The organism is Rhizobium giardinii bv. giardinii H152 (assembly GCF_000379605.1).
Lineage (GTDB): Bacteria > Pseudomonadota > Alphaproteobacteria > Rhizobiales > Rhizobiaceae > Pararhizobium > Pararhizobium giardinii.
In genome coordinates this window covers 254,391-280,155 of record NZ_KB902691.1, presented here as the reverse complement: position 1 = coordinate 280,155, position 25,765 = coordinate 254,391, and the positions used below count along the sequence as shown (strand labels likewise).

General features: G+C 62.4%; 21 protein-coding genes. 12 read left to right on the top strand and 9 right to left on the bottom strand.

Features of this window, described 5'->3' with window-relative positions:
* Positions 1-49: 49 nt before the first annotated feature.
* Both A3AY_RS0122930 and A3AY_RS0122925 read right to left on the bottom strand, forming a co-directional pair.
* Positions 50-1,009, bottom strand: coding sequence for a nucleoside hydrolase (locus A3AY_RS0122930; RefSeq protein ID WP_018328026.1), 960 nt, complete (start codon positions 1,007-1,009; stop codon positions 50-52).
* A 90-nt stretch (positions 1,010-1,099) separates the two neighbouring features.
* Positions 1,100-2,335: an NAD(P)/FAD-dependent oxidoreductase gene (locus A3AY_RS0122925; protein WP_018328025.1), complete on the bottom strand. Its 1,236-nt coding sequence runs from the start codon at positions 2,333-2,335 to the stop codon at positions 1,100-1,102.
* A 255-nt stretch (positions 2,336-2,590) separates the two neighbouring features.
* On the opposite strand from A3AY_RS0122925, the gene A3AY_RS35880 reads away from it, so the two are divergent.
* Positions 2,591-3,448, top strand: coding sequence for a hypothetical protein (locus A3AY_RS35880; protein ID WP_234913064.1), 858 nt, complete (start codon positions 2,591-2,593; stop codon positions 3,446-3,448).
* Between the two features lie 132 nt (positions 3,449-3,580).
* Here A3AY_RS35880 and A3AY_RS38130 read toward each other — a convergent pair whose 3' ends face one another.
* The 3 genes from A3AY_RS38130 to gltX all read right to left on the bottom strand — a co-directional run bounded on the left by A3AY_RS38130 (position 3,581) and on the right by gltX (position 7,005).
* Positions 3,581-3,754, bottom strand: coding sequence for a DUF1328 domain-containing protein (locus A3AY_RS38130; RefSeq protein ID WP_018328022.1), 174 nt, complete (start codon positions 3,752-3,754; stop codon positions 3,581-3,583).
* A 109-nt stretch (positions 3,755-3,863) separates the two neighbouring features.
* Entirely contained in the window at positions 3,864-5,360 is a 1,497-nt protein-coding gene (gene lysS, locus A3AY_RS0122905; RefSeq protein WP_018328021.1) for a lysine--tRNA ligase, read from the bottom strand.
* 178 nt (positions 5,361-5,538) lie between these two features.
* Entirely contained in the window at positions 5,539-7,005 is a 1,467-nt protein-coding gene (gltX, locus tag A3AY_RS0122900) for a glutamate--tRNA ligase (RefSeq protein ID WP_026203730.1), read from the bottom strand.
* Between gltX and A3AY_RS39825 the strand changes: the two genes are divergently transcribed.
* The gene (locus A3AY_RS39825) at positions 7,004-7,150 is read left to right on the top strand and encodes a hypothetical protein (RefSeq protein WP_167332408.1); all 147 of its coding nucleotides are present in this window, start codon (positions 7,004-7,006) and stop codon (positions 7,148-7,150) included. The genes gltX and A3AY_RS39825 overlap by 2 nt on opposite strands.
* A 499-nt stretch (positions 7,151-7,649) precedes the next feature.
* Here the strand turns inward: A3AY_RS39825 and A3AY_RS0122890 are convergent, their stop codons facing one another.
* The 3 genes from A3AY_RS0122890 to A3AY_RS0122880 form a co-directional block, all read right to left on the bottom strand.
* Positions 7,650-8,399, bottom strand: a complete 750-nt coding sequence (locus tag A3AY_RS0122890) for a TerC family protein (protein WP_018328019.1) — start codon at positions 8,397-8,399, stop codon at positions 7,650-7,652.
* Between the two features lie 146 nt (positions 8,400-8,545).
* Positions 8,546-9,385 carry an AraC family transcriptional regulator gene (locus A3AY_RS0122885; RefSeq protein WP_018328018.1) on the bottom strand — a complete coding sequence of 280 codons (840 nt, stop codon included), beginning with the start codon at positions 9,383-9,385 and terminating at the stop codon, positions 8,546-8,548.
* Between the two features lie 113 nt (positions 9,386-9,498).
* Positions 9,499-10,224 (bottom strand): TetR/AcrR family transcriptional regulator, encoded by a 726-nt coding sequence (locus A3AY_RS0122880; protein ID WP_018328017.1) that lies wholly within the window; start codon positions 10,222-10,224, stop codon positions 9,499-9,501.
* 129 nt (positions 10,225-10,353) lie between these two features.
* Between A3AY_RS0122880 and A3AY_RS0122875 the strand changes: the two genes are divergently transcribed.
* The 6 genes from A3AY_RS0122875 (at position 10,354) to A3AY_RS0122850 (ending at position 19,539) form a co-directional block, all read left to right on the top strand.
* On the top strand, positions 10,354-11,580 hold the full coding sequence (locus A3AY_RS0122875) for an HlyD family secretion protein (protein WP_018328016.1): 1,227 nt from the start codon (positions 10,354-10,356) through the stop codon (positions 11,578-11,580).
* A 263-nt stretch (positions 11,581-11,843) separates the two neighbouring features.
* Complete coding sequence (locus A3AY_RS0122870) at positions 11,844-13,436, top strand: DHA2 family efflux MFS transporter permease subunit (RefSeq protein WP_018328015.1); 1,593 nt, start codon at positions 11,844-11,846, stop codon at positions 13,434-13,436.
* 401 nt (positions 13,437-13,837) lie between these two features.
* Entirely contained in the window at positions 13,838-14,875 is a 1,038-nt protein-coding gene (locus A3AY_RS0122865) for a LacI family DNA-binding transcriptional regulator (RefSeq protein ID WP_018328014.1), read from the top strand.
* 57 nt (positions 14,876-14,932) lie between these two features.
* Entirely contained in the window at positions 14,933-16,384 is a 1,452-nt protein-coding gene (gene xylB / locus A3AY_RS0122860; RefSeq protein ID WP_018328013.1) for a xylulokinase, read from the top strand.
* A 30-nt stretch (positions 16,385-16,414) separates the two neighbouring features.
* Positions 16,415-17,725: a xylose isomerase gene (gene xylA / locus A3AY_RS0122855; protein ID WP_018328012.1), complete on the top strand. Its 1,311-nt coding sequence runs from the start codon at positions 16,415-16,417 to the stop codon at positions 17,723-17,725.
* Positions 17,726-18,024: 299 nt separating this feature from the next.
* Positions 18,025-19,539 carry a methyl-accepting chemotaxis protein gene (locus A3AY_RS0122850; RefSeq protein ID WP_018328011.1) on the top strand — a complete coding sequence of 505 codons (1,515 nt, stop codon included), beginning with the start codon at positions 18,025-18,027 and terminating at the stop codon, positions 19,537-19,539.
* A 43-nt stretch (positions 19,540-19,582) separates the two neighbouring features.
* Here A3AY_RS0122850 and A3AY_RS0122845 read toward each other — a convergent pair whose 3' ends face one another.
* Positions 19,583-20,614 (bottom strand): LacI family DNA-binding transcriptional regulator, encoded by a 1,032-nt coding sequence (locus tag A3AY_RS0122845; protein ID WP_018328010.1) that lies wholly within the window; start codon positions 20,612-20,614, stop codon positions 19,583-19,585.
* Positions 20,615-20,779: 165 nt separating this feature from the next.
* On the opposite strand from A3AY_RS0122845, the gene A3AY_RS0122840 reads away from it, so the two are divergent.
* The 4 genes from A3AY_RS0122840 to A3AY_RS0122825 all read left to right on the top strand — a co-directional run bounded on the left by A3AY_RS0122840 (position 20,780) and on the right by A3AY_RS0122825 (position 25,704).
* Complete coding sequence (locus A3AY_RS0122840; RefSeq protein ID WP_018328009.1) at positions 20,780-22,306, top strand: sugar ABC transporter ATP-binding protein; 1,527 nt, start codon at positions 20,780-20,782, stop codon at positions 22,304-22,306.
* Between the two features lie 65 nt (positions 22,307-22,371).
* Positions 22,372-23,376, top strand: a complete 1,005-nt coding sequence (locus tag A3AY_RS0122835) for an ABC transporter permease (RefSeq protein ID WP_018328008.1) — start codon at positions 22,372-22,374, stop codon at positions 23,374-23,376.
* A gap of 67 nt (positions 23,377-23,443) precedes the next feature.
* Entirely contained in the window at positions 23,444-24,397 is a 954-nt protein-coding gene (locus A3AY_RS0122830) for a substrate-binding domain-containing protein (RefSeq protein WP_026203729.1), read from the top strand.
* 254 nt (positions 24,398-24,651) lie between these two features.
* Entirely contained in the window at positions 24,652-25,704 is a 1,053-nt protein-coding gene (locus A3AY_RS0122825) for a sugar phosphate isomerase/epimerase family protein (protein WP_018328006.1), read from the top strand.
* Positions 25,705-25,765: the final 61 nt, after the last annotated feature.

Here is a 25,765-nt window from a genome sequence, read left to right as displayed (position 1 = left end):
TAGCTGGCAATCCACCGGCTGCCAGCCATCGCGGTTGAATTTTTGTGCGTCAGGCTGCCGGGTTCAGCGCGAGGGTCTCTGAGATCAGGTCGAGCACCGCGTCGGCGTCGATTCCGACGCTGACGTTCTGGCTCGGCAGATTGTCCCACGCATTCGGCGGGAACAGGTGATCGTCGGCCTTCTGGATTGTCTGGCCGTCGGCAATGCCGCCGCAGACGACGCGGATCGCGCCGCTGCGCAGCGTGAAGAGCTGCGGCGCGACGACATAGACGCAGGCGCAGCTGTCATGGATCACCATGCCGTCCTCGACATGCTGCTCGTAGAAATCGATGTAGAATTGCGAGATGTCGGAGAGCAGCTTCGCCCGTTCGCCGCCGGTTGCGACGATGGCAGCCAGCCTTGCGCGGGTCATCACCGTCTCTTCCGTGACGTCGAGGCCGACGACGACGACCGGCCAGGGGGCAGTCATCACCGCATCGGCGGCTTCCGGGTCGCCGTGGATATTGGCTTCGGCGGCCGGCGTGATGTTGCCGCGCATGTCGAATGCGCCGCCCATGATGACGACTTCCTTGACGAGCACGGCAATGTCCGGATCGTCGCGCAGCGCTAATGCCAGATTGGTCATCCGGCCGACGGCGACGAGCGTCACTTCGCCGGGATTGGCGTGCACGGTCTCGATGATAAAGCGATGCGCCGGTCGCGGATCGCAGGCAAGATCGACGGTTTCGGGGGCGCCGATATTGCCGAGGCCGTCATGGCCATGGATGCCGGTCGGCCAGTCGACATGCGGACGCGACGGATCGAGCGTTTCGCCAGCTCCCCTGGCGACGGGAGCGGGGATGTTCCACTGCTGCTTCAGGTACAGCGCATTGCGCGTCGTCGTGTCGATCGAGGCATTGCCGAATACCGAGGTGATGCCGATCAGGTCGATTTCAGGGTGATTGTGCAGGAAAAGCAGCGCCATCGCATCGTCGACGCCGGGGTCCGTATCAAAAATTACCTTGTGCATGATGCCTTCTTTTCTTTGCTTTGAAATGCTGCGGAACTGCCGCGACTGAAACCGGCACGGCTGTCGAAAGTCAACCGCGCGCGCCGGGCGTCATTGGAAGCGCTGGATGCTGAAGGGGCCAAGGTCCGGTGTTTCGCCGGAATTCAGCAGCTGGGCGATCTTCCGGCCGGTGATGGCCGAAAGCGTCAGGCCGAGATGGCCGTGGCCGAAAGCCAGGGCGATGCGCGGGTCGGCCGGGCAAAGGCTGATGACGGGCACCGAATCCGGTGTCGACGGCCGGCGACCCATCCATTCGGTGCCGCCGGTTTCCGGCAGGCTCGGGACGTAGCGCCGCATCTTCTGGCGCATGGCGGCGGCGCGGGCGAAATTGGCCGGGGCTTCCGGCCTTGCCAGTTCCACCGCACCGCCAACGCGCAAGGCGTTGCGCAGGGGTGTGGCGACAAAGCCGTGTTCGGCGAAGAAAACCGGCAGGTCGAGCGTCACCTGCGGATTGGTGAAGGTGGTGTTGTAGCCGCGCTCGGTTTCGAGCAGGACCCTCAATCCCAGCTGGCGCACCAGGGTGCGAGACCAGACACCGGCCGCTATCACCACCTTGTCGAATGTCGCGGGCGCTTCCCCTGTCGCGAGGAAGGTGACACCATTGGCCTCCTGTCGAACGCTCTCCACCGCCGCATCGACAAGCGTGGCGCGTTCTCGGACATAGGCCTGGAGATGTCTGAGCAGGGCGAGCGGGTCGAGGAAAGTCTGGTAGCCGGCGGAAAGGACGCCGCCGGCGAAGTTTCCCTCCAGCGCCGGCACGCGGGCCCGGGCCTGTTTAACATCGAGTTTCTCGACCGTATATCCAAGCAGTGCGGCGTTCTCGCGGCTGTGGCGAAAGGCATCGTCAACCGCCTTTTCGCTGTCGTAGATCGTCAGCGCGCCGGTTGGCGTCATGTGACCCGAAAGACCGGTCATCCGTGCAAGGTCGTCGTGTGCGCCAAGGGCGTCCTGCATCAAACCCAAAAGCGCAATCCGTGAATGTTTGACCCGGCCCGGCGTGGCCGCCATGAGGAGGCCCACCAGCCACGGCGTCAGCGCCGGCAGGTCCTGCCAGCGCAGGGTCAGCGGCCCGAGCGGGTCGAGCAGCCATTTCGGTGCGGACAGGATCATGTCGGGACGCGCCAGCGGATCGATCTCCGGCACGGCGAGAATGCCGGCATTGCCGACGGAGGCGGGCAGGCCGCCCAGATCCTTTTCGAACACGGTGACGTCGTGACCCTGCTCGATCAGATGAACGGCGGTGGCGCATCCGATGATGCCCGCCCCCGCGATGCCAATGCGTGCCATATCCTGCTCCGAGCCTACTGCTGCTTGCCGCCTGTCTTCGCCCGCCATATGGTTTCGATCAAGCCGTCTTCCGCGAAATTTTCACTGCAATTTCCCTGTTCCTGTCGAAACAGCGTGCAACCTCGGCTTTGCGGACTTGTGCCAGCCATCGTCGTCAAGGTCGCCACGGCGTTTAAACTTCCGAAACGTCGCGCGCGTAGACTGTCGTCTCGGTTCATGAATGGTTGGAGTTGAGCGAATGGCGGAGCGACGCGCGTGAAGGCGGTCTTCAAGAAGATACGCCCCCGGAAGGTCATGTTCGTCATCGCCGGCGTCCTCGTCCTGTCCGGCGCATCCGGCGCGTTTGCCGTCTATTCCGGCACGAATACGCTCCTGGGGGTCGGCAAGGGAAAGGCCCCTTCGCTTTCGGGTCTTGCCTGCACCACCGTCGAAACGCTGAAAATGCGCCGCAACGGCCAGCGCTGGATCCGCAAATATGTCAGCACCGAGAGCGCCGACGGCGTCGATCGCGTGCGCACGGCGTTGCGGATCACCGGCCTGCTTGCCAAGGACGAAAAGGCCGATCTCTATCAGGTCGTCGTTCTCGACCAGGCCGGCCCGCAGGACCGAGCCGAACGACGCGGACCGGCCATCGGCGCGGAAGTGCTGTTTGCGCCCGATCCGACCGGGATGCCGGGCATGAGCACACCGTTCGTTGCGCGCTACAATGAAGGCAAGGCCAACACGGCGGGCCTGTTCTACGGCCGCGAAATCGCTCTGACGACCGACGATATCAAGAGCACGATGACGGCGATGGACGACAAGTCGGATTGCTTCGATCCGGTCGCCGCTGCCGCTGCGGCCGCTGCGGGAGCCGCCGGCTCCGCATCGAACGCGCATGGCGAGGAAGCTGCGGCTGACCAGGCAGAGGCCACTGTCGAGCACGGCGCCGAGGCCGCGGCACCGGAACATGGCCAAGAACCGGTGCCGGAGCATGGTGAAGCGAAGGCGCAGGAGAAGGGTTTCCTCGGCTCCATGATGGCAATGGTCTGGGGCGAAAGCGCAGGACCGGCCGCGGAGGCGCCCGCCGCTCACGCTGCCGAAAAGGCCGAGGGCGAGGCGGCTGGCCACTAGACCCGGATGTTTCAGGTCGAATCGACCTGAAATCTCAACCGGCTCTACAAAACCAAGAAGTAGAGCAGGATTTCGGCCGGAAACCGCTTGGTGAGTCGGACTCTCACCGTACCAGCGACGCTTGTTGCTCTGTCAAACGACCGCGCTGGTAGCGAAGAAGGCGAGAGCCACGAAGATCAGGAAGATGATCAGGGCGATGGCGAAGAGCACGCGCGAGATTGTCGCGGCTGCGGCCGAGACGCCGGAAAACCCGAGAAATCCTGTGATCAGCGAGATGACCAGAAAGATAAGAGCCCATTTGAGCATGGGAAGGTTCCTTTGCCGATTCTGCCCGGATTGACGCGCGGGATCGGTAAAAGTTCCATTTGCCGGGGGAGAGACGCCGCCTGCGGCCGGCGCGCTCCTGACGTGGGTCTCAGTCCCCCTTGCTGCGGCGGGCCGGGAAGAGGATGACGTCGCGGATCGACGGTGCGTTGGTGAGCAGCATGATCAACCGGTCGACGCCGATGCCGAGGCCCCCGGCGGGCGGCATGCCCTGGTCGATGGCGTCGAGGAATTCGTCGTCCAGCTGCTTTGCCTTCTCGCCGCGCGCATGCGCCTGCTCCAACTGCTCGACCATGCGGGCGCGCTGCTCTTCCGGATCGTTGAGTTCCGAAAAGGCGTTGCCGAGTTCCCAGGTGTTGCAATAGGTCTCGAAGCGCTCGACGAGGCGCGGCTCGCCCGGCACTTCCTTGGCAAAGGGCGAGATGTCCTTCGGGAAATGCGTGACATGGGCCGGCTGGATCAGGGTGGGCTCGACCTTCTCTTCGAAGATGAAGGCGAGGCATTCGCCCCAGGTCCAGTCCTTCTCGACCTCGAAGCCGGCAGCCCTGGCGGCGGTACGCGCTTCCTCGTCGGTCTTGATCGACAGGAAATCGATGCCGGTCGCTTCCTTCACGGCATCCGGCATCGGCACGCGGCGGAACGGCCCCTTGAAGGAGATTTCCTTGTCGCCATAGGCGAATTCGGTGCTGCCATGGACCTTCATCGCCAGTTCGGAGAAGAGCCGCTCGACGAGGTCCATGATGTCCTCGTAATCGGCATAGGCCCAGTAGCACTCCATCATAGTGAATTCGGGATTGTGCCGGGTGGAGACGCCTTCGTTGCGGAAGTTGCGGTTGATCTCGAACACCTTGTCGGTGAGGCCGGAAACCAGGGTGCGCTTCAGGAACAGCTCGGGCGCGATGCGCAGGTACATGTCGAGCTTCAGCGTGTTGTGGTGCGTCTTGAAGGGCTCGGCGGTGGCGCCGCCATAGACCGAGTGCAGCATCGGCGTCTCGACTTCCATGAAGCCGTCGTTTTCCATGAAACGGCGGATGCCGGAGACGATCTTCGAGCGGCTCTGGAATCGCAGCTTCGATTCGTCGTTGGTCATGATGTCGAGATGACGCTTGCGGTAGCGCAGCTCGATGTCGGACAGGCCGTGCCACTTTTCCGGCATCGGCAGCAGCGACTTGGTGAGCATGGTGATCTCTTGCGCATTGATCGTCAGCTCGCCGCGCTTGGTGCGGCGGACAATGCCGGTGACGCCGATGATGTCGCCGATGTCGACCATCGGCAGCAGCGCGCGGGCTTCTTCCGGGGTCGTGTCCTTGTGGGAAAAGATCTGGATCTTGCCGCCGGCATCCCGAATATCCATGAACATGCCGGAATTGCGCGAGGAATAGACGCGGCCGGCAACGGTCACGACATCCTGCGTTTCCGTATCGGGCTCAAGGCTCTCGTATTTTTGCGCCAGTTCGCCATTGGTGATCGAGCGATGGAAATGCGCCGGATAGACGTCGCCGACCTGTTCGCGCAGCAGCTTCAGCTTCTGGGCGCGCACTTCCGTGACATCGGAGGAGAGGGCTGTTTCCTGGGTCTTGTCGTTCATTGTTCAGTTCCTGTCGCGGCCACTGCCGCGATATACAGTTTCATTTCGCCTGTGTGTGGGGCTGTGCCCCTCACCCTAACCCTCTCCCCGCAGGCGGGGAGAGGGGACTAAAGAGTTTGCCGCCTGTTCTTCTCCCCCTATGCGGGGAGAAGGTGCCCGGAGGGCGGATGAGGGGCAGCTAAGCCTTGCTGCTGCCGCTGCCCGCCATGCTCGCCGCAACCTGGCCGGCAACCTTCAGCCGCTGGCGCACGACCGAGCGGCCAAGGATCGCCATGGAATCAAACAGTGGCAGCGAGCGCGACGAACCGGAAACGGCGATGAAGAGCGGCGCGACGACCACCTTCAGCTTCTTGTCGAGGCGTTCGGCCACCGCGCGCAGTTCGGCCTCGATCGCTTCGACGTTCCATTCGAGGATCTTTTCGAGCGAGGGCTGCACCTCGTTGAAGATGGCGACCAGCTCGTCGGGCGGCGACTTCACCTTGGCGAAAGACGACGCATCGAGGCCAAGGTCCGACTTGAACAGGAAGCCGGCTAGGTCGGGCAGTTCGCCAAGCTTGGTGATGCGCGACTGCGAGAGCTTGAGGCCCTGCTTGACGCGGTCGTTTTCCATTGCCCAGGAGAGCACGCGGGCGGCAAATTCCTCTTCGCTCAGACCCTCGCGCAGCCAGCGGCCGTTCAGCCAATCGAGCTTCTGGATGTCGAAGATCGCACCGGCCTTCGAGAGGTTTTCCGGATCGAATTTTCCGGCGAGCTGATCCATGGTCAGCATCTCCTCGCCCTCGGCGATCTGGATGAAGAACAGGCCGAGGAAGTTCATCAGCGCTTCCGGCAGGTAGCCGAGCGCCGTGTAGTAGGAGATCGATGTCGGGTTCTTGCGTTTCGACAGCTTGGACTTGTCGGCATTGCGCATCAGCGACAGGTGCATGAACACCGGCGGCTCGAGGCCGAGATACCGGTAGATCAGGATGTGCTTCGGCACCGAGGCCAGCCACTCCTCGCCGCGGGCGACATGGGTGATCCTCATCATGTGGTCGTCGACGACGTTGGCCATATGATAGGTCGGCATGCCGTCGGCCTTGAGCAGGACCTGCATGTCGACCGCATCCCACGGGATTTCCACGTCGCCATAAACGCCGTCATGGAACTTGCACGAGCCTTCGGTCGGGATCTTCATCCGCACCACATGCGGCTCGCCCGCGTTGACGCGGCCGGTGACTTCCTCCGCCGAAAGGCTCAGGCAACGGCCGTCATATTTCGGCGGCTTGCCGGCGGCGCGCTGCGCCTCGCGCATCTGCTCGAGCCGCTCGGGCGTGCAGAAACAGCGGAAACCATGGCCGTTTTCGACGATCTTCTCGACATAGGGGCGGTAGAGATCCTTGCGGTCACTCTGCCGGTAAGGGCCATAGGGACCGCCGATATCCGGGCCTTCAGACCATTTCAGCCCACACCATTTCAGCGCGTCCAGCACCTTCTGCTCGAACTCCGGCGTCGAGCGGGTGGCATCGGTGTCCTCGATGCGCAGGATGAATTCGCCGCCGTGCTTCTTCGCGAAGAGATAGTTGAAAAGGGCGATATAGGCGGTGCCGACATGCGGCTCGCCGGTGGGGGAAGGTGCAATCCGCACCCGGACTGGTCTGTCTATCATGATCCTGGCCCGCGTTGACGTGCTTTCGGCCTTTGGTGCCGGGGAGTGGTGTCCGGACGCGAAGGCGCATGCTTTAAGGGAAGGAAATGCCCGATTGATGCCTGAAATGGCGGAAAATACCGGAAATTCCATTTGGCTGGCGTGAGACCATATTCAACCGGGCGCGTCAAGGAAAACTGCGCTCCAGCCGTTGGCCGCGGGTTTTGTGCCCGGCTACCGGCAAATCGCGCGTTTTTCGACAGGGAGCGGCGGCAAGGCTTTGCGCAGGGCTGAAAAACCTGAAGGCAGAGCGGAAAAATAGTCGAAAAAGCTGGAACCATTGCTGCGGCCGGCCGTTTTCTTGCTGAGGAATGCGAATCCGTGGCAACCGGACGCGAGGGAGATGGAGAATACGGAGATTTTTCCGGTTTCTCTTCGTGGCCAACGAAAAGGCAGACGAGCTCCTTACCCCTTCGGCTTCGTATCCTCACTGTGTGCAAACGTTGAAAAGCCTCGGGATGGGCGGTCCCGGGGCTTTTTCATGTCCTGTCCGCCGGTCGCGACAGGCTCCCGATGACCAGCGACCTGACAAAAAAAGGAAGCGCCGCCATCCGGCAGCGCTCCCTTCATGCTCTCGGGCTCTTTGCCCCGGTTCTATCGCGTGGTCAGTGTTGCGCAGCCTTTTCCCTCTGCCGCTTGCGGCGCGACAGCATGTTGAGCACTTCGACAAGGGCAGAAAAAGCCATGGCGGCGTAGACATAGCCTTTCGGCACATGGAAGCCGGCGCCTTCGGCGATCAGCGTCGTGCCGATCATCAGGAGGAAGCCGAGCGCCAGCATGACGATGGTCGGGTTCCTCTCGATGAAGCGGGCAAGCGGGCCGGACGCCACCAGCATGACGGTGACGGCGACGACGACGGCGACCACCATGATCGGCAGATGCGGTGTCATGCCGACGGCGGTGATGATGCTGTCGACGGAGAACACCAGGTCGAGCAGCAGGATCTGGCCGATCGCTGCGGCAAAGCCGGTGGTCGCCGAGCTGGCAATGAAATCCTCCTCGTGATCCTGCGGATCGACATTGTGGTGAATTTCCTTGGTGGCCTTCCAGACGAGGAACAGGCCGCCGGCGATAAGGATCATGTCCTTCCAGGAGAAGCCATGGCCGAAGGCCTCGAACACCGGCGTCGTCAGTTGCACGATCCAGGCGATCGTCCCCAGCAGGCCGAGCCGCATGAGCAGCGCCAGGCCGATGCCGATGCGACGGGCCTTCTCGCGGTGCTCCGCCGGCAGCTTGTTGGTCAGGATCGAGATGAAGATGAGGTTGTCGATGCCGAGCACGACCTCCATGACGATCAGCGTGATCAGGGCAATCCAGGCGGTCGGATCTTGCAAAAGGAGCAAAATGTCCTGCATCGGGGGGTGGTTCCTTCCTCGATTCAAAGGGCACATAAGGGAGCCCGCGCAACCGAGGGGTGGCGCGGGCGAAATGACTTTCCCTATGTATGCAGAATCTGCGCCATGACAAGCGCTGCAGGGCATTCCGGCGGCTATTGATACCGTTAATTGGTCACCGGAATCCATATTTCGGTGAGCCCCGTGCCGGTGCGGACATCGAACCGGTCGTCATAACGCTCCATCAGATCCGGAAGTCCGGCGTGCTCGTAACCTGAGGCGGGAAGCCATTCGGCAAAGATCGCATGGCAAGTCGCCTGAATGCTGGAGATATGGCCGCGATGGGCAAACACCGCATAGGTCTGGGCGGGAAGCTTCAGGGATTCGAAGCCGGCCGGCAAGCCATCAGTAGCGCGCACTTCGACCGCGGTCATATATTGAAAGCTGCCGTCCTGGCCGTCTGCCTGCGTGCAGATGCCATAGGCGACATTGCCGATCTGGCTGGGGATTTCGCCGAAATACACGTTGAATTGCTGCCATTGAGAGGGAATCCCGGCATTGCCGCCATGGCTGTAGGTCTGCTGCAGACCCGCCATCAGCATGGCGGGCGTGGTTTCGAAACGGGGTTCTTCCAGTTTGGGGAGGGGCGTGGTGTCCATGCGGATAGGCTCCATGAGATCGAGGTCGCCAAGGTGCCCCCGGTTGCGGACCTCTTCCGGCGTCACGCCGAAATGATCGCGGAAGGCACGGGTGAAGGCTTCATGCGAGTTGTAGCCCGCATCAAGGGCGACTGCGAGAATGTTGGGTGCGCCGCCGGCAAGCGACAAGGCCGCCGCGCTCAGGCGCCGGGCCCGGATATATTCACTGATCGACCGGCCCGTTGTCAGGCCGAAGACGCGCGAGAGATGGTAGCGGGAAAGCCCCGCCGTCTCGGCGACGTCTTCCAGTGTAATATCGCTGGCGAAGTGGCTTTCGATGAACCAGACCGCCTTGCCGATAGCATTCATTTCGCCTCCCGCAGCAAACCGGATGCCGTTTTAGCGCCTGTAGCCGAGCCGCGCTTGATCGTGGTTGCTGAATAGGGAGAAAACTGGCGCAGGCAGGCGACCAGGCAAGGTCGTCAGCGATGCGCCCCGGTGCCGTAGCCCGCCCGGAACAGCCTGATGGCCGAGGCCACGGTTTTTTCGATATAGCCGCGTTCGGGCGTTTCGGTCATTTCGCTGAACAGGCGGCGCTTCAACATGCCGGCCAGGCAGAGTTCGATGAATTGCCGGGCGGCCAGGTCGGTATCCTCGATGTCGAGCGCGCCGGCGGCGACCTGCCTGTCGAGATAGGCCTGAAGGACGGTCAGGCCACTTTCCGGCGTCGCTGCGAAAAAGCGCTTGGCCAGCTGTGGCATGCGGTCGCTGACGCCCACGACCATGCGCATGGCGCGGATGGTGGGGTCGGCGGTGATATGCGTGGTCAGCGTCACGCCGAAGTCGAAAAGCGCCTCGTCGATCGCCTCGTGATCGTCGAGCGCGTGCTTGACGGTCTGGACGACGCGATTGCGCTCGCGCTCGATCATCGCCGCAAACAGCTCTTCCTTGTTTTCGAAATAGACGTAGATGGTGCCTTTCGACACCCCGGCTTCCCGCGTTATGTCGTTCATGCTGGCGGCGTCGAAGCCCACGCTCATGAACACGCGCTTGGCGCCATCGATGATCTGGCCGCGTTTGGCCGGATCCTCGCCGGCGGCGCGGCGGCCGGGAAGAGCGCATGCGTCGGCCGGACTGTTCTCGCCGCCCCGCGCCTTCGTCACATTCGGTTCTGCCGGTTCTGCCAATTTTTCGTCTTGTCCGGACATTTCTTGTCTCGTTGTTAACTTTTTCGAACCGATCGGTTCGATTTCACTTGATATGCGAGCGATTTGCCATTATGTCAATCGAACTGAACGGTTCGGTTCGAATTCTCCCACATAAGGGTTGGTGACGCAATGTCAGTTTCAAGCAAGACCGGTGCTGCGCATGTTCGCCCCGTCGGCGACGATTTCGAAGCTCCGAGCGAACACATCGCGACCCCGGAAGCCAAGAGCGTAACCGAGCCCGCCACCGAAGCGCAAGCGGCACCGCAGGCTGTCGTGGCTGAGGAAAAGCCGGCGCCGAAGCGCCGCAAACTTCTGATGCCGATGATCGCCATGGCTGCGCTCGCGGCCGGCGGCTGGTACGGCTACGACTGGTGGACCAATGGCCGCTTCATGATCTCGACCGACGATGCCTATATCGAGGGCGACATCGCCTCGATCTCGCCGAAGGTTTCCGGTTATGTCGAGAAGGTCAACGTCGTTGCCAACCAGCATGTCAAGGCTGGCGACCCGCTGATCACGCTCGACAAGGAAGATTACCGCATCGCTGCCGACCAGGCCAAGGCGCAGATCGACACCGAAAAGCTGTCGTTGCAGCGCTTCGACGCGCAGATCGCCGGCGCCAAGGCCAGCCTGCAGCAGACGCAGGCCCAGAAGGCCGCGCTCGAGGCGAGCGTCCGGGGCGCCGAAATCACTTTCAAGCGTGCCAGCGAGCTCCAGTCAAAGGCAGTCGGTACGGTCGCCGACCTCGACAGCGCGCAGGTTGCGCTCGACCAGGCCAAGGCCAACCTCGCCGGTGCGGATGCCAATATCGTTGCCGCGAACGCCAACATCGCGGTCCTGACCGCGCAGCGCGCCGAAGCAGAGAGCACCATCCGCTCGCTCGAACTGGCGCGCGACAAGGCCGAGCGTGACCTCGGCTTCACGGTCCTGAAAGCACCCTATGACGGTATCGTCGGCAATCTCGCCGTTCAGGACGGAGACCTGGTGTCCGCCGGCCAGCGCCTGGCTGCCCTTGTTCCGGTCGACCAGCTCTATATCGACGCCAATTTCAAGGAAACGCAGATCGCCCACATGGTGCCGGGCTCGAAGGTCAGCATCCATGTGGACGCCTTCGACGAGGAGCCCATCGTCGGCACCGTGCAGTCGATCTCGCCGGCCTCCGGTGCGGTCTTCTCGCTGCTGCCGGCTGAAAACGCCACCGGCAACTTCACCAAGGTGATCCAGCGCGTGCCGGTCCGCATCGTCTTCCCGAAGGACGTGCTCGACAGCGGACGGTTGCGCGCGGGTCTCAGCGTCGTCGTCGATGTCGATACCCGCACGGCGCCGCAGCACCAGGCTGTCGCCGCGGTCAAGTGATCGGGTGCCCGTGATAGCCTTGTTCTTTCGACCAAGCTCCTCCAACTAGCCCTCTCCCCGCATGCAGGGAGAGGGGATAACAGAGCTTGCCGCTTGTCCCTTCTCCCCGTCAAACGGGGAGAAGGTGGCCGATAGGCCGGATGAGGGGCGTCTCGCGATCAACCAGTCGTCCGGAAGCCGGATGAAAGCTACGCATTTTACGTTGATGACCAAGATGGCCGCACCGTTCGTCGCAACGGGAGCCGGGCCGGGAGCAAGAGCCGATGGCTGCCACTGCCACTGCGGGCACGATCCCGCTTCCTGACGCCGGTGCGGCCGAGCGGATGGATCCGAAGCGCCTGATCGCCTTCTTCGCGATGGTCTTCGGCATGTTCATGTCGATCCTCGACATCCAGATCGTCTCGGCCTCGCTTGCGGAAATCCAGGCGGGCCTCAGCGCCGGCTCCGACGAGGTCGCCTGGGTGCAGACGGCCTACCTGATCGCCGAAGTGATCATGATCCCGCTGTCGGGCACGCTGGCGCGCATCGTTTCAACCCGCATCCTCTTTTCGGTTTCGGCGGCCGGCTTCACCATCGCCAGCGCGCTTGCGGCTACTGCCACCAATATCGACCAGATGATCGTCTACCGGGCGCTGCAGGGCTTCATCGGCGGCGGCATGATCCCGTCGGTCTTTGCGGCCGCCTTCACGATCTTCCCGCCGTCCAAGCGCAGCATCGTCTCGCCGATCATCGGCCTCGTTGCCACGCTCGCCCCGACCATCGGCCCGACGGTCGGCGGCTATCTCAGCCATGCCTTCTCCTGGCACTGGCTGTTCCTCGTCAACATCATCCCCGGTATTCTGGTGACGATCGTCACCTGGAATTTCATCGACTTCGACAAGCCCGAACTCGGCCTGATGAAGAAGTTCGACTGGTGGGGCCTGCTCTCCATGGCCGTCTTCCTCGGCTCGCTCGAATACGTGCTCGAGGAAGGCAATGCCAATGACTGGTTCAGCGACGAGTATATCTTCCTCGGTGCCATCGCCTCCGCGATCGGCGCACTGGTCTTCTTCTACCGCGCCTTCAACGTCGAGTTCCCGATCGTCGATCTAAGAGCCTTCGCCAACCGCAACTTCGCCTTCGGTTCGCTGTTCTCCTTCATCATGGGCATCGGTCTTTATGGCCTGACCTATCTCTATCCGCTCTATCTCGGCCGGATCCGCGGCTATGATTCGCTGATGATCGGCGAAACCATGTTCGTTTCGGGCCTTGCGATGTTCTGCACGGCGCCGATCGCCGGCAAATTGTCGACGAAGCTCGATCCGCGTGTGATGATGGCGATCGGCTTTGCCAGCTTCGCCTCCGGCACCTGGATGATGAGCCACATGACAGCCGACTGGGATTTCTACGAACTCCTCGTTCCGCAGATCCTGCGCGGTTGCGGCCTGATGCTCTGCATGGTGCCGATCAACAACGTCGCGCTCGGGACGCTGTCTCCGGAGCGGGTTCGCGGCGCCTCCGGCCTGTTCAACCTGACCCGCAATCTCGGTGGCGCCGTCGGCCTCGCTGCGATCAACACCATCCTGACGCAGCGCCAGGAAGAGCACTATGCCCGGCTGCAGGAGCATGTTCAGTGGGGCAACCCGGAAGCCGTCGACCAGCTAAACAGCATGATCGCGAAATACAATTCGCACGGTCTCGACGGCGCAACGATCGCCATCCAGAAACTCTCCGGCATGGTGCAGCAGCAGGCGACGATCCTGTCCTTCATCGATGTCTTCCTGATCCTCACCTTCCTGTTCGCAGCCTTGGTCGTGGCCGCGTTCCTGATCAAGAAGCCGCAGGCTGCGCCGGGCGGCGGCGGGGGCGGTCATTGACCTGCCGCTGTCGCGAAAACCTCTGTACGCCACCGGTGTGATCGACCAGACTGCCCTAAGGTGATTCCTCGGGGCAGTCTGCATGAACAGCGACGCATTTCTCCCGCTCTCCACGCGCGCGCGCTCTTCCCCGCCGATGTCCATGCGTGCCCGTCTCCGGCCCCAAGCCCGGTCCGAATGCGCTGCCAAACGAGGCTTTGCGCTCGTCCATGTCAAATCGCTATATGGATGTGGCTCTCGCACAAGCCGGGAGAAGCGATGGCGGCGCGGCCTTCAGGAACGTCTTCAAGCAAGCGTCTTGCCTAGCGCTCGACGGCGTGCCAAGCCGCTTTCAAAATGCCGGAGTAATTTTCTGATTTACGTACCTCAAATTTTCCGGTAAAGGTTCTCGCGGAGGAAACATGCGCCCGACAGTTCACGATATTGCCGCTGCGGCCGGGGTCAGCCTTGCGACCGTAGACAGGGTCTTGAACCAGCGCGCAGGTGTTCGCAAGGTCACCCGCGACCGTGTCGAGCAGGCAATCGAGAGGATTGGCTACGTCCGCGATGTGGCGGCGGCGAACCTCGCCAAAAGCCGTAAATACCCGTTCGTCTTCATCCTGCCCTCCGGCGATAATTCCTTCATGCGCGGTCTTGAAGCGGAAGTGCATGCGGCGATGGCCCGCGGGCCGCTGGAGCGGATGGTGATTTCCATCGTCAAGGTTCCGGCCTTCGACGCCGAAGCCCTGGTTGCGGCGCTCGACGAGGTCCGCGCGACGGCGCCGGCCGGTGTCGCGGTGGTGGCGGTTGAATCTCCGGAAGTGATTGCCGCCGTAAACCGCCTGCGGGCCGACCGTATTCCGGTGGTGACGCTGGTTTCCGATCTGGCCGGCTCTGCGCGCGATCATTTCGCCGGCGTGGACAACGTTGCGGCAGGGCGAACGGCGGCAAGCCTGCTGGGCCGTTTCCTCGGTGGCCGACCCGGGCCGATCGCCGTGCTTGCCGGTTCGATGCTGGTGCGCGACCATCGCGAACGCCTCGACGGGTTTCGCGCGGTGATGGACGAGGACTTTCCGGGCCACACGCTGCTGCCGGTTATCGAGGGACAGGATGATCCTGTCCTGACGGAAAAGCTTGTCGGCGAGGCGCTTGCCGCATCGCCCGGGACTGTCGGCATCTACAGCCTCGGTGCCGGCAATCGTGGCCTGATCGCCGCCTTGAAGCAGCGAAAAGACGCTCCGCCTGTCTGCGTCATTGCTCATGAACTGACGCGGCATACGCGCGCGGCGCTGAATGAGGGGCTGATCGACGCCGTCCTCAATCAGGATGCCGGCCACGAAGTGCGCAGCGCCGTGCGGGTGCTAAAGGCCAAGGCCGATGGCGCCGCGGTCATCGGCGCACAGGAGCGCATCTACATCGACATTTTCCTCAAGGACAACCTGCCCTTCGACGAAGGGTGACGAAAACCAAAAGCCCGGGCAGGGCGAAGAACGATAAAGAACTACAGGGAGACCTTCATGTATCTGGGGATCGACCTCGGCACGTCCGGGGTAAAGGCGCTGTTGATCGATGACGGCCAGCGGGTCATCGGTTCGGCATCGGGCGCCATCGACGTTTCGCGTCCGCATCCCGGCTGGTCGGAGCAGGATCCGGCACACTGGATCCGGGCGACGGAGGAGGCGATCGCCGGGCTGAAGGCGGCCTATCCGGCAGAACTCGCCGCCGTCAAAGGCGTCGGCCTTTCCGGCCACATGCACGGGGCGACACTGCTCGACGACCAGGACAAGGTGCTGCGCCCCTGCATCCTCTGGAACGATACGCGCAGTTTCAAACAGGCGGCGGCCCTGGATGCCGATCCCCAATTCCGCGCCCTGACCGGCAACATCGTTTTCCCCGGCTTCACCGCGCCGAAGCTGGTCTGGGTTGCCGAAAACGAACCGGAAATCTTTGCCAGGGTCCGTTGGGTGCTCCTGCCCAAGGATTACCTGCGTCTCTGGCTGACCGGCGAGCATATCTCGGAAATGTCCGATTCTGCCGGGACCTCCTGGCTGGACACAGGCAAGCGCGCCTGGTCGGAAAGCCTGCTTTCCGCAACCGGCCTCAAGGAGCGCCACATGCCGAGCCTGGTGGAAGGCACCGAGGCGGGCGGCCAATTGAGGAGCGATCTTGCCGCCAGCTGGGGCATGGGTTCGGGCGTCGTCGTTGCGGGTGGCGCCGGCGACAATGCGGCCTCCGCCTGCGGCATGGGCACGGTCGGCGAGGGAAATGCCTTCGTCTCGCTCGGCACCTCCGGCGTGCTGTTCGCCGCCAATTCCAGCTACCTGCCCAATCCGGCAAGCGCCGTCCACGCCTTCTGCCACGCGCTTCCCGACACGTGGCACCAGATGGGCGTCATCCTGTCGGCGACCGACGCGCTCAACTGGCACTCCGGCGTAACCGGCAGAAGTGCCGGCGAGCTGACGGGGGAACTCGGCGAAACGCTGAAGGCACCGTCGGGCGTGACCTTCCTGCCTTATCTTTCCGGCGAGCGCACGCCGCACAACGATGCAGCGATCCGCGGCGTCTTTGCCGGTCTCGGCCATGAAAGCAGTCGCGTCGTGCTGACCCAGGCGGTTCTCGAAGGTGTGTCCTTTGCGCTGCGCGATAGCCTGGAGGCCCTCAAGGCCGCCGGCACCACCTTATCCCGCGTCACCGCTATCGGTGGCGGTTCGCGCTCGCGCTACTGGCTGAAGTCGATTGCGACCGCGCTCGGTATTCCCGTCGAAATCCCGGCGGATGGCGATTTTGGCGCTGCCTTCGGTGCTGCCCGCCTCGGTCTCGTCGCCGCGACCAAGGCCGATCCGTTGTCGGTCTTCACCGCCCCGGTTACCGCCGAAACCGTTCAGCCCGACGCTGCGCTCAAGGCGGCGTATGAAGATGCCTATCAACGCTATCGCCGGCTCTATCCCGCGATCCGCGCCGCTTACTGACCATACCAAGACAAGAGAGAGGAAATATCCATGAGCACCGGTTTCTTCGGCGATATCGCCAAGATCAAGTATGAAGGCCCCGACAGCACCAACCCGCTGGCCTTCCGCCACTACCAGCCGGAGGAGATCGTCCTCGGCAAGCGCATGGAAGACCACCTGCGCTTTGCGGTCGCCTACTGGCACACCTTCACCTGGCCGGGCGGCGACCCCTTCGGCGGCCAGACCTTCCTGCGCCCGTGGTTCGAAGACACCATAAAAGCCGCGAAACTGAAGGCCGACGTCGCCTTCGAATTCTTCTCGCTGCTCGGCGTGCCCTACTATTGCTTCCACGACGCCGACGTGCGCCCGGAAGGCAAGAACTTTGCCGAGAATACGAAGAACCTCAACGAGATCGTCGACTACTTCGCCGAGAAGCAGGCCGCGACCGGCGTCAAGCTGCTCTGGGGCACGGCAAACCTCTTCTCCAACCGTCGCTTCATGTCGGGCGCCGCGACCAATCCGGATCCGGACGTCTTCGCCTTCTCGGCCGCGACGGTAAAGACTTGCATGGACGCGACCCAGAAGCTAGGCGGCGAGAACTACGTGCTGTGGGGTGGCCGCGAGGGCTATGAAACCCTGCTCAACACCGACCTGAAGCGCGAGCTGGATCAGCTCGGCCGCTTCCTCAACCTCGTCGTCGAATACAAGCACAAGATCGGTTTCAAGGGCACGATCCTGATCGAACCGAAGCCGCAGGAGCCGACCAAGCATCAGTACGACTATGACGTCGCAACGGTCTACGGCTTCCTCAAGAAGAACGGCCTCGAAAACGAGGTGAAGGTCAATATCGAGCAGGGCCATGCGATCCTTGCCGGTCACTCCTTCGAGCATGAACTCGCGCTTGCCAACGCGCTCGGCATCTTCGGCTCGATCGACATGAACCGCAACGACTACCAGTCCGGCTGGGATACGGACCAGTTCCCCAACAACGTTCCGGAAATGGCGCTCGCCTACTACCATGTTCTGGCAGGCGGCGGCTTTACGACCGGCGGCACCAACTTCGACGCCAAGCTGCGCCGCCAGTCGCTCGATCCGGCAGACCTGCTGATCGGCCATATCGGCGGCATGGATTGCTGCGCCCGCGGCCTGAAGGCGGCAGCGAAGATGATCGAGGACAAGGCGCTGTCCCAGCCGCTTTCCGATCGCTATGCCGGTTGGGATACGCCCGAAAGCCAGAAGATGCTGCGCGGCGAATATTCGCTGGAAGAGATCGCGCACTATGTCGAGGCCAGGGACATCAACCCGCAGCCGAAATCCGGCAAGCAGGAACTGCTTGAGAACGTCGTCAACCGTTACGTCTGAGCGTTCAGTCGATTTCCATCAAGCATTTCGGAAGGGCGCTATCGGCGCCCTTCCTGCTGACAGCCGCTTTGATAGCGCCTTTGGTCTTATGCGACATTTTGTCGACAAATGTCGTAGAGAACGATTCAGGAAATAAAATCAATAAGATCGATCATTTTGCCACCATTAGGCTGCCAAGGCTTAAAGGCAATCTTAACCATGGCGGCCTAACGCTTGCCAGGCGCGTATTCTTACCTGCCGGCATGAAGCCGATCGAGCAGTCCGCATCTCTTTTCAATTTTCGATGTAGGATGACCGGCATGACTGTTTCTGCTTCCAGACCCCAACACCTCAAAGAGCGGCTGGATTTCGTCGGACTAGGCGACGAGGAGCGTATTGCCCTGGGTCGGGCAAAGCCCACCATTTCGGCCTCGCTGGACGGCGCGCTCGATGCTTTCTACCGCAAGGCGACGGCCAATCCGATCACTGCAAAATTCTTCTCCAGCGACGCGCACGTCAAGAGCGCCAAGTCCCGTCAGGCCCGGCATTGGGACCAGATCGCGAGCGGCGCTTTTGACGAGACCTATGTCGACGCGGTGACCGCAATCGGCAAGGCCCATGCCCGCCTTGGTCTCGAGCCGCGCTGGTATATCGGCGGTTACGCGCTGATCATGGAATCGATCATCAAGGCCGTGGTGGAAAAGCATCTGGAAGGTTTCCTCTACAAAAAGAAAGCCAAGGCCATCAGTGCCGAGGTAACGGCCATCATGAAGGCGGCGTTCATCGACATGGACTACGCGATATCGGTCTATCTCGAAGCCTTGCAGGCCGAGCGAGTGAAGGTGGAGGCGGAGCGTCAGGCGCTCGGCGCACAGCAGGACGAGGCGCTTTCCGCGCTGGACAAGTCGTTGACCGGGCTTGCCAGGGGGGACCTTACCGCTTCGATCGACCAGGCGCTCGCACCGCAGTTCGGCGAACTGCGGTCCAATTTCAATTCGGCGCTCGCCACGCTCGACGAGACACTCGGATCGATCGTGCTTGCCGCAGGCGAGACCTCGGGCAATGCCGGCGAACTTGTGACCGCGGTGGATGATATGGCCCGCCGCACCGAGCAGCAGGCCGCCTCGCTCGAGCAGACTGCGGCCGCTCTTGAGGAAATCACGACGATCTCGAAGGAGGCGGCAATCCGCACCGAGGAAGCCCGCCGCGTTGTTGGTCATGCGACCGAAGAAGCCCGCAAATCCGGCGAGGTCGTCGAACAGGCGGTTGCCGCGATGAGCGCGATCGAGGAATCCTCGCAAAAGATCACCCAGATCATCAGCGTCATCGACCAGATCTCGTTCCAGACGAATCTGCTTGCCCTCAATGCCGGAGTCGAGGCTGCACGTGCGGGCGATGCGGGGAAGGGTTTCGCCGTGGTCGCTCAGGAAGTTCGCGAACTGGCGCAAAAATCGGCTGCTGCTGCTCAGGAAATCAAGTCGCTGATCGACAAGTCCTTCGAGGATGTGTTGACGGGCGTTTCCCTTGTCAACCGTACCGGCGAGGCGCTGCGCACCATCGGCGAGCAGGTGACGCATATCAACGGACATATCGATGCCATTGCCGGATCTGCGCGCGAGCAGGCGATCGGTATCAGCGAGATCAACACGGCGGTAACGGGCATGGACCAGATGACCCAGCAAAATGCCGCCATGGTCGAAGAGACCCATGCCGCGACCCGCAATCTGATGCGCGTCAGCGCCGGGCTGAAGGGGCTTGCCGATCAGTTTACCGTCTCGCAGCCGGGCCACACTGCCAATGTCGTGCGGCACCCTGCGCAACGGCGTTATGCCTGATCGATCGGTGGCGGGACGCTCGGCGAAGCGCTGACCGCAAGCCTCAGCGCTTCGTCCACGCGCGCGACGGCGCCGAAACCGAGTTGCGCACGACAAGATCCGGACGCAGCAGGATTTCCGTCTCGGCCGGCCGGCCGTCGGAGAGCAGCTCCAGCAGCAGCGCCATCGCATGCTTGCCGATCAGCGTGCGCGGCTGGCGGATGGTGGTGAGGGCCGGGGACGTGAAGACCGCCTGCGGCACGTCGTCGAAGCCCGTCACCGAAAAGTCCCGCGGGACATCATAGCCTCGCGCGCCAAGGCCGATCATCACGCCGATCGCGGTCTGGTCGTTGACGCACATGAAGGCGCTCGGCAGCGTATCGCGCATGAACAGCTGCTCGACCGCCAGCCGTCCGCTTTCGATGGTGCCGTCACCTTCGAGCACGATGCGAAGATCGGTGCCGATACCGGCCGCGTCCATCCCGGCCTCATAGCCCATGCGCCGCCGGCTATAGGCAAGCCGGGTGCGGCAATCGCCGACGAAGGCGATCTTGCGGTGGCCCTCGGCAATGAGCAGGTCGACCGCCTTGCGCGCGCCTTCGATGTCGTCGACGCCGACATAGGGAATGCCGCCGTTGAACACCGGTTCGAAGACACCGACGCTGGGCGGCAGCCGCGCGGTCATCGCCTGATGGCCGAACGGCAGTATACCGGTGAACAGGATGAGCCCGGCCGCCTGGTTGGAATTGAGGAACTTCAGATATTCCAGTCCGCGCTGCGGGTCGTTCTGCGTATGGCCGATCAGCACGCCGTAACCATGCGAGCGCGCCTCGTTTTCCAGTCCGACGAGAATGTTGGAGAAGTTCGGGTCGCCGATGTCGGGTGCCACGACGAGAATCATGTTCGACCGGCCGAGCCTCAGGCTGCGCGCCATGGCGTTGGTCGTATAGCCGGTGATGGCGATCGCCTGGTTGACCTTGAGGCGTGTCGAGTTCGCGACCTTTTCCGGCGTATGGATCGCCCGCGAGACCGTCGCGATCGAAACCTCGGCGATACGGGCGACGTCCTCGATTGTTGCCGGCGTGGAATTCGACACTGCGTTCTGCCTTGGGTTAGCTCGGCGGGACACTACACAGACTTCCCCAGGCGTCAAAGGCCGCCCTCGGAAATTCTGTGTTCTGCCCAGATGTAAACCTTTACACGATCTATGTAAAGGTTTACATAACACCCAAGCGGATGGGAGCCGCAGGGAGGGAACGTGATGGATTCGGAGGCCGTCGACGCCGGCACGGTGGTGCTTTCCGCTAGGCGAATAAGCAAATCTTTCAGCGGCGTGCAGGTGCTCTTCAGTGTCAATTTCGACCTGCGTGCCGGCGAGATCCATGCGCTGATGGGCGAGAACGGCGCCGGCAAGTCGACCCTCGTCAAGATACTCTCCGGTTTCGAGCAGCCGACCTCAGGCGAAATCATTCTCGATGGCAATCCGGTCAAGCTGCCGCCCAATGGCGCGGCAGAGGCGCTCGGCATCGTCATCATTCACCAGGAACTCAATCTGGCCGAACACCTGACCGTCACCGAGAGCCTGTTTCTCGGTCGCGAAGTCACCCGCTTCGGTGTGCTCGACCGCAAATACATGCGCTCCGAGGCGCGCCGCGTCCTTGATCTCCTCGGCTCGCATGTCGATGAAAATGCGATGATCAGCACGCTTTCCATCGCCGACAAGCAGATGGTGGAAATCGCCAAGGCGATCAGCCGTGATGCGCGGGTGGTGTTCATGGATGAGCCGACCGCGGTGCTCTCGCGCGAGGAGACCAATTTCCTGTTCAGACAGGTGCGCAAGCTGCGCGACCAGGGCACGAGCTTCGTCTTCGTGTCGCACAAGCTCGACGAGGTCATGGAATTGACGGACCGGGTCACGGTCCTGCGCGACGGCCAGTGGATCAAGACGTCGCCGACATCGCTCCTGGACGGTGAATCGATCGCCCAGCTGATGGTTGGCCGCGAGCTCTCCAAGCTCTATCCGGCCAAGCGGGAGCCGAATGTCGACGAAGAGGTCATGCTCAGCGTCAACGCGCTCTCGACCGGCTATGTCCGCGATGCGAACTTCGAGGTCCGCAAGGGCGAGATCCTCGGCTTCTCCGGCATGATCGGCTCGGGCCGGACCGAATTGATGGAGGCGGTCGCCGGCTTGCGCTCTCGCACCCACGGTGAGGTGATCATCAAGGGGGAGGCGGTGCCGTCAGGCGACGTCCATGCGGCAAACCGTTGCGGCCTTGCCTACATGACCAAGGATCGCAAGTCCAAGGGGTTGCTTCTCAATTCGCGCATGACCGCCAATCTGACGCTGCAGTCGCTGGAGAAGCACGGCAAGTTCGGCTATCTCAGCCCCGCGAGCGAGGCGTCCGCCCTGGAGCGGGCACGCCGGCGCTTCGACATCCGGGTGCGCGACGGCAATGTGGTCGCCGGCCGCATGTCGGGCGGCAACCAGCAGAAGCTGCTTCTCGCAAAGGTGATGGAAACCGAGCCGGAGATCATCATCATCGACGAGCCGACCCGCGGCATCGACGTCGGCACCAAGCAGCAGATCTATCACTTCATCTCGGCGCTTGCCCGCGACGGCCGCGCGATCGTCGTTGTCTCGTCGGAAATGCCGGAGGTGATCGGCCTTTGCACCCGCGTTGCGGTCATGCGCGAGGGACGGATCGTCGGCATGCTGGAGGGGGAGGAAATCTCCGAGCAGGAAATCATGCGCTATGCGGCGGGACTGAAGAAAAAGGCGGTCGCCTGATCCGGCATAACGGCGCGAAACAGAAGAAATTCCCAGGGACAATGGGACGGGAGGTTGGTTTGGATATGAGCGTGAACGAGGAAACCCGGGCAATCCGGCGCCGGACCTGGCGGGATATCGATCTTCGGGCTGTCGCGCCCTTCGCGGCCTTGGTGCTGCTCCTTATTCTCGGGGCGATCGTCAATCCGAATTTCATCGGCATCACCAACCTCGCCAATGTCGCGACCCGCAGCGCCTTCATTGCCATCATCGCGGTCGGCGCGACCTTCGTGATCTCCTCGGGCGATCTGGATCTGTCCGTTGGGTCGATGGTTGCCTTTGTCGCAAGCCTGATGATCCTGTTCATGAATTCGGGTGCCATTGCCGATCCCGCGCTGATGCTGACCGCGGCCGTTCTGTTCACGGTCATTGCCGGCGCACTCTGCGGCCTCGCCAATGGCCTGATCACCACAGTCGGCCGGATCGAACCATTCATCGCGACGCTCGGCACGATGGGCATCTATCGCGGCCTGACCACCTGGCTGTCGCAGGGCGGGGCGATCACGCTGCGCGAGCCGGAACTCCAGGAAATGTACCGTCCCGCCTATTTCGGCTCGATCCTCGGCATGCCGGTTCCGATCGCGGTCATTCTTGCGGTCACTGGCGTTGCCGCTTTCGTCCTTTACCGCACCCGCTATGGTAGGCATGTCGTCGCCGTCGGGTCGAACAGCGATGTCGCCCGCTATTCCGGTATTCCGGTCAATCGTGTGCGCACCATCGCCTTCGTCATCCAGGGGCTTTGCGTCGCCATCGCGGTTCTCCTCTACGTGCCGCGCCTCGGATCGACCTCGGCGACGACCGGCATCCTCTGGGAGTTGCAGGCGATCACCGCCGTCGTGGTCGGCGGTACGGCGCTCAAAGGCGGGGCGGGACGTGTCTGGGGCACGATCTGCGGCGCCTTTATCCTCGAACTCGTCGGCAACATCATGCTGCTTTCCAATTTCATCAGCGAATATCTGATCGGCGCTATCCAGGGTGCGATCATCATCATCGCGATGCTCGTGCAGCGCTCGCTTGTGCGGAAATCGTGAACAACCGGGTTCATGGGTCGCCCGGTCTCAAAGACGAAAGGCCCGCATTCACCAGGGAGAGAGAAACATGCGTAAAGGACTAATGGGCGTTGCAGCCGTCGCCATGATGGCGCTGACCGGCGTGGCCCACGCGCAGGAGGAGAAGAAGGTCACGATCGGCGTTTCAATCCCGGCCGCCGACCATGGCTGGACGGCAGGCGTCGTGTTTCACGCCGAGCGCGTTGCCAAGCTCCTGATGGAGCAGCATCCGGGCCTCAATGTCATCGTCAAGACGTCGCCGGATCCGGCAAGTCAGGCCAATGCCGTGCAGGACCTCGAGACCCAGGGCATCGACGCGCTCGTCATCCTGCCGTCCGACCCGGATCCGCTGGTCAACGCCATCAAGGAAGTCAAGGGCAAGGGCACGTTCGTCGCGCTCGTCGATCGCGCCCCGAGCGTCAACGACAACACGGTTCGCGACCTCTACGTCGCCGGCAACAACCCGGCACTGGGCCAGACCGCTGGCGAATATATCAAGGCAACGACGCCGGACGCCGAAGTCGTCGTCATCCGTGGCCTGCCGATCCCGATCGACCAGCAGCGCCAGGACGGTTTCGACAAGGGTATCGAAGGCTCCAACATCAAGGTTCTCGACCGCCAGTTCGGCAACTGGAACCGCGACGACGCCTTCAAGGTCATGCAGGACTATCTGACCAAGTATCCGAAGATCGACGTCGTCTGGTGCCAGGACGACGACATGGCCGTCGGCGTACTGCAGGCGATCGAGCAGGCCAAGCGCACGGACATCCAGTATGTCGTGGCCGGCGCCGGCTCGAAGGACATGGTCAAGAGGGTCATGGACGGCGACAAGATGATTCCGGTCGACGTGCTCTATCCGCCGGCAATGGTCGGTACGGCGCTTGAGATGACGGTTGCCAATTTCTATGGCCAGGTGCCGGTTCGCGGCGTCTACACCATCGATGCGACGCTGATCACCAAGGAGAATGCGAAGGATTTCTATTTCCCCGATTCGCCGTTCTGATGCTGATCTGACGCTTGGGCTGCCCGTCGCGCGATGGCGGGCAGCCTTTCATTGCCATCCTGATTGCCCGACGATTTCCCGAAATTTATGCCGAAGCGGATTGCCCGCCGGTGCAAACATGATAGCTTCCGGGCGTCCTGCAACGTTTCAGGTTAAGCCGTTGCTACTATATTGACGTGCGACGGAGAGGTTTTTTCGAGATTTGATCGATGTGGCCGGGATGAGCGGCCTTCTTTCGATGGAGGAGACGACAGATGAAGACCATCAAGGGCCCCGCGCTCTTTCTCGCACAATTCGCCGGCGATGCCGCCCCGTTCAACTCTTGGGGCGAGATCACCAAATGGGCCGCCGATTGCGGCTACAAGGGCGTCCAGGTGCCGAGCTGGGACGGACGCCTGATCGACCTGAAAAAAGCCGCTGAATCCAAGACCTATTGCGACGAATTTGCAGGCAAGGCGCGCGACAACGGCATCGAGGTGACCGAACTCTCGACCCATCTTCAGGGGCAACTCGTCGCCGTCCACCCCGCCTATGACGAAGCCTTCGACGGGTTTGCTGCGCCCGAAGTCCGTGGCAACCCCAAGGCACGCCAGCAATGGGCGGTCGATCAGGTCAAGCTGGCGCTGACGGCGTCGAAAAACCTCGGCCTCGATGCGATGGCGAGCTTTTCCGGCGCGCTTGCCTGGCCCTTTGTCTACCCGTGGCCGCAGCGTCCGGCCGGCCTCGTGGAGACCGCTTTCGACGAGCTTGCCCGCCGCTGGAAGCCGATCCTCGATCACGCCGAAGATTGCGGCGTCGACGTCTGCTACGAGATTCACCCCGGCGAAGACCTGCATGACGGCGTCACCTACGAGATGTTCCTCGAGCGCACCGGCAACCACGCGCGCGCCAACATGCTGTACGACCCCTCGCACTACGTGCTGCAGTGCCTCGACTATCTGGAAAACATCGACATCTACAAGGATCGCATCCGGATGTTCCACGTCAAGGACGCGGAGTTCAATCCGACCGGTCGGCAGGGCGTCTATGGCGGTTATCAGGGCTGGGTCAACCGGGCCGGACGTTTCCGTTCGCTGGGCGACGGCCAGGTCGATTTCGGCGCGATCTTCTCCAAGATGGCAGCCAACGATTTTGCCGGCTGGGCCGTGGTCGAATGGGAATGCGCCCTGAAGCATCCGGAAGACGGGGCGCGTGAAGGTGCGGAATTCGTCAAGCATCACATCATCCGCGTCACCGAAAAGGCTTTCGACGATTTCGCCGACAGCGGCACCGACGAAGCGGCCAACCGGCGGATGCTCGGGCTCTAGCGGTTCTCATCATTCTATTTGGAGACTAGGCAACCCCCCTCTGTCACTCCGTGACATCTCC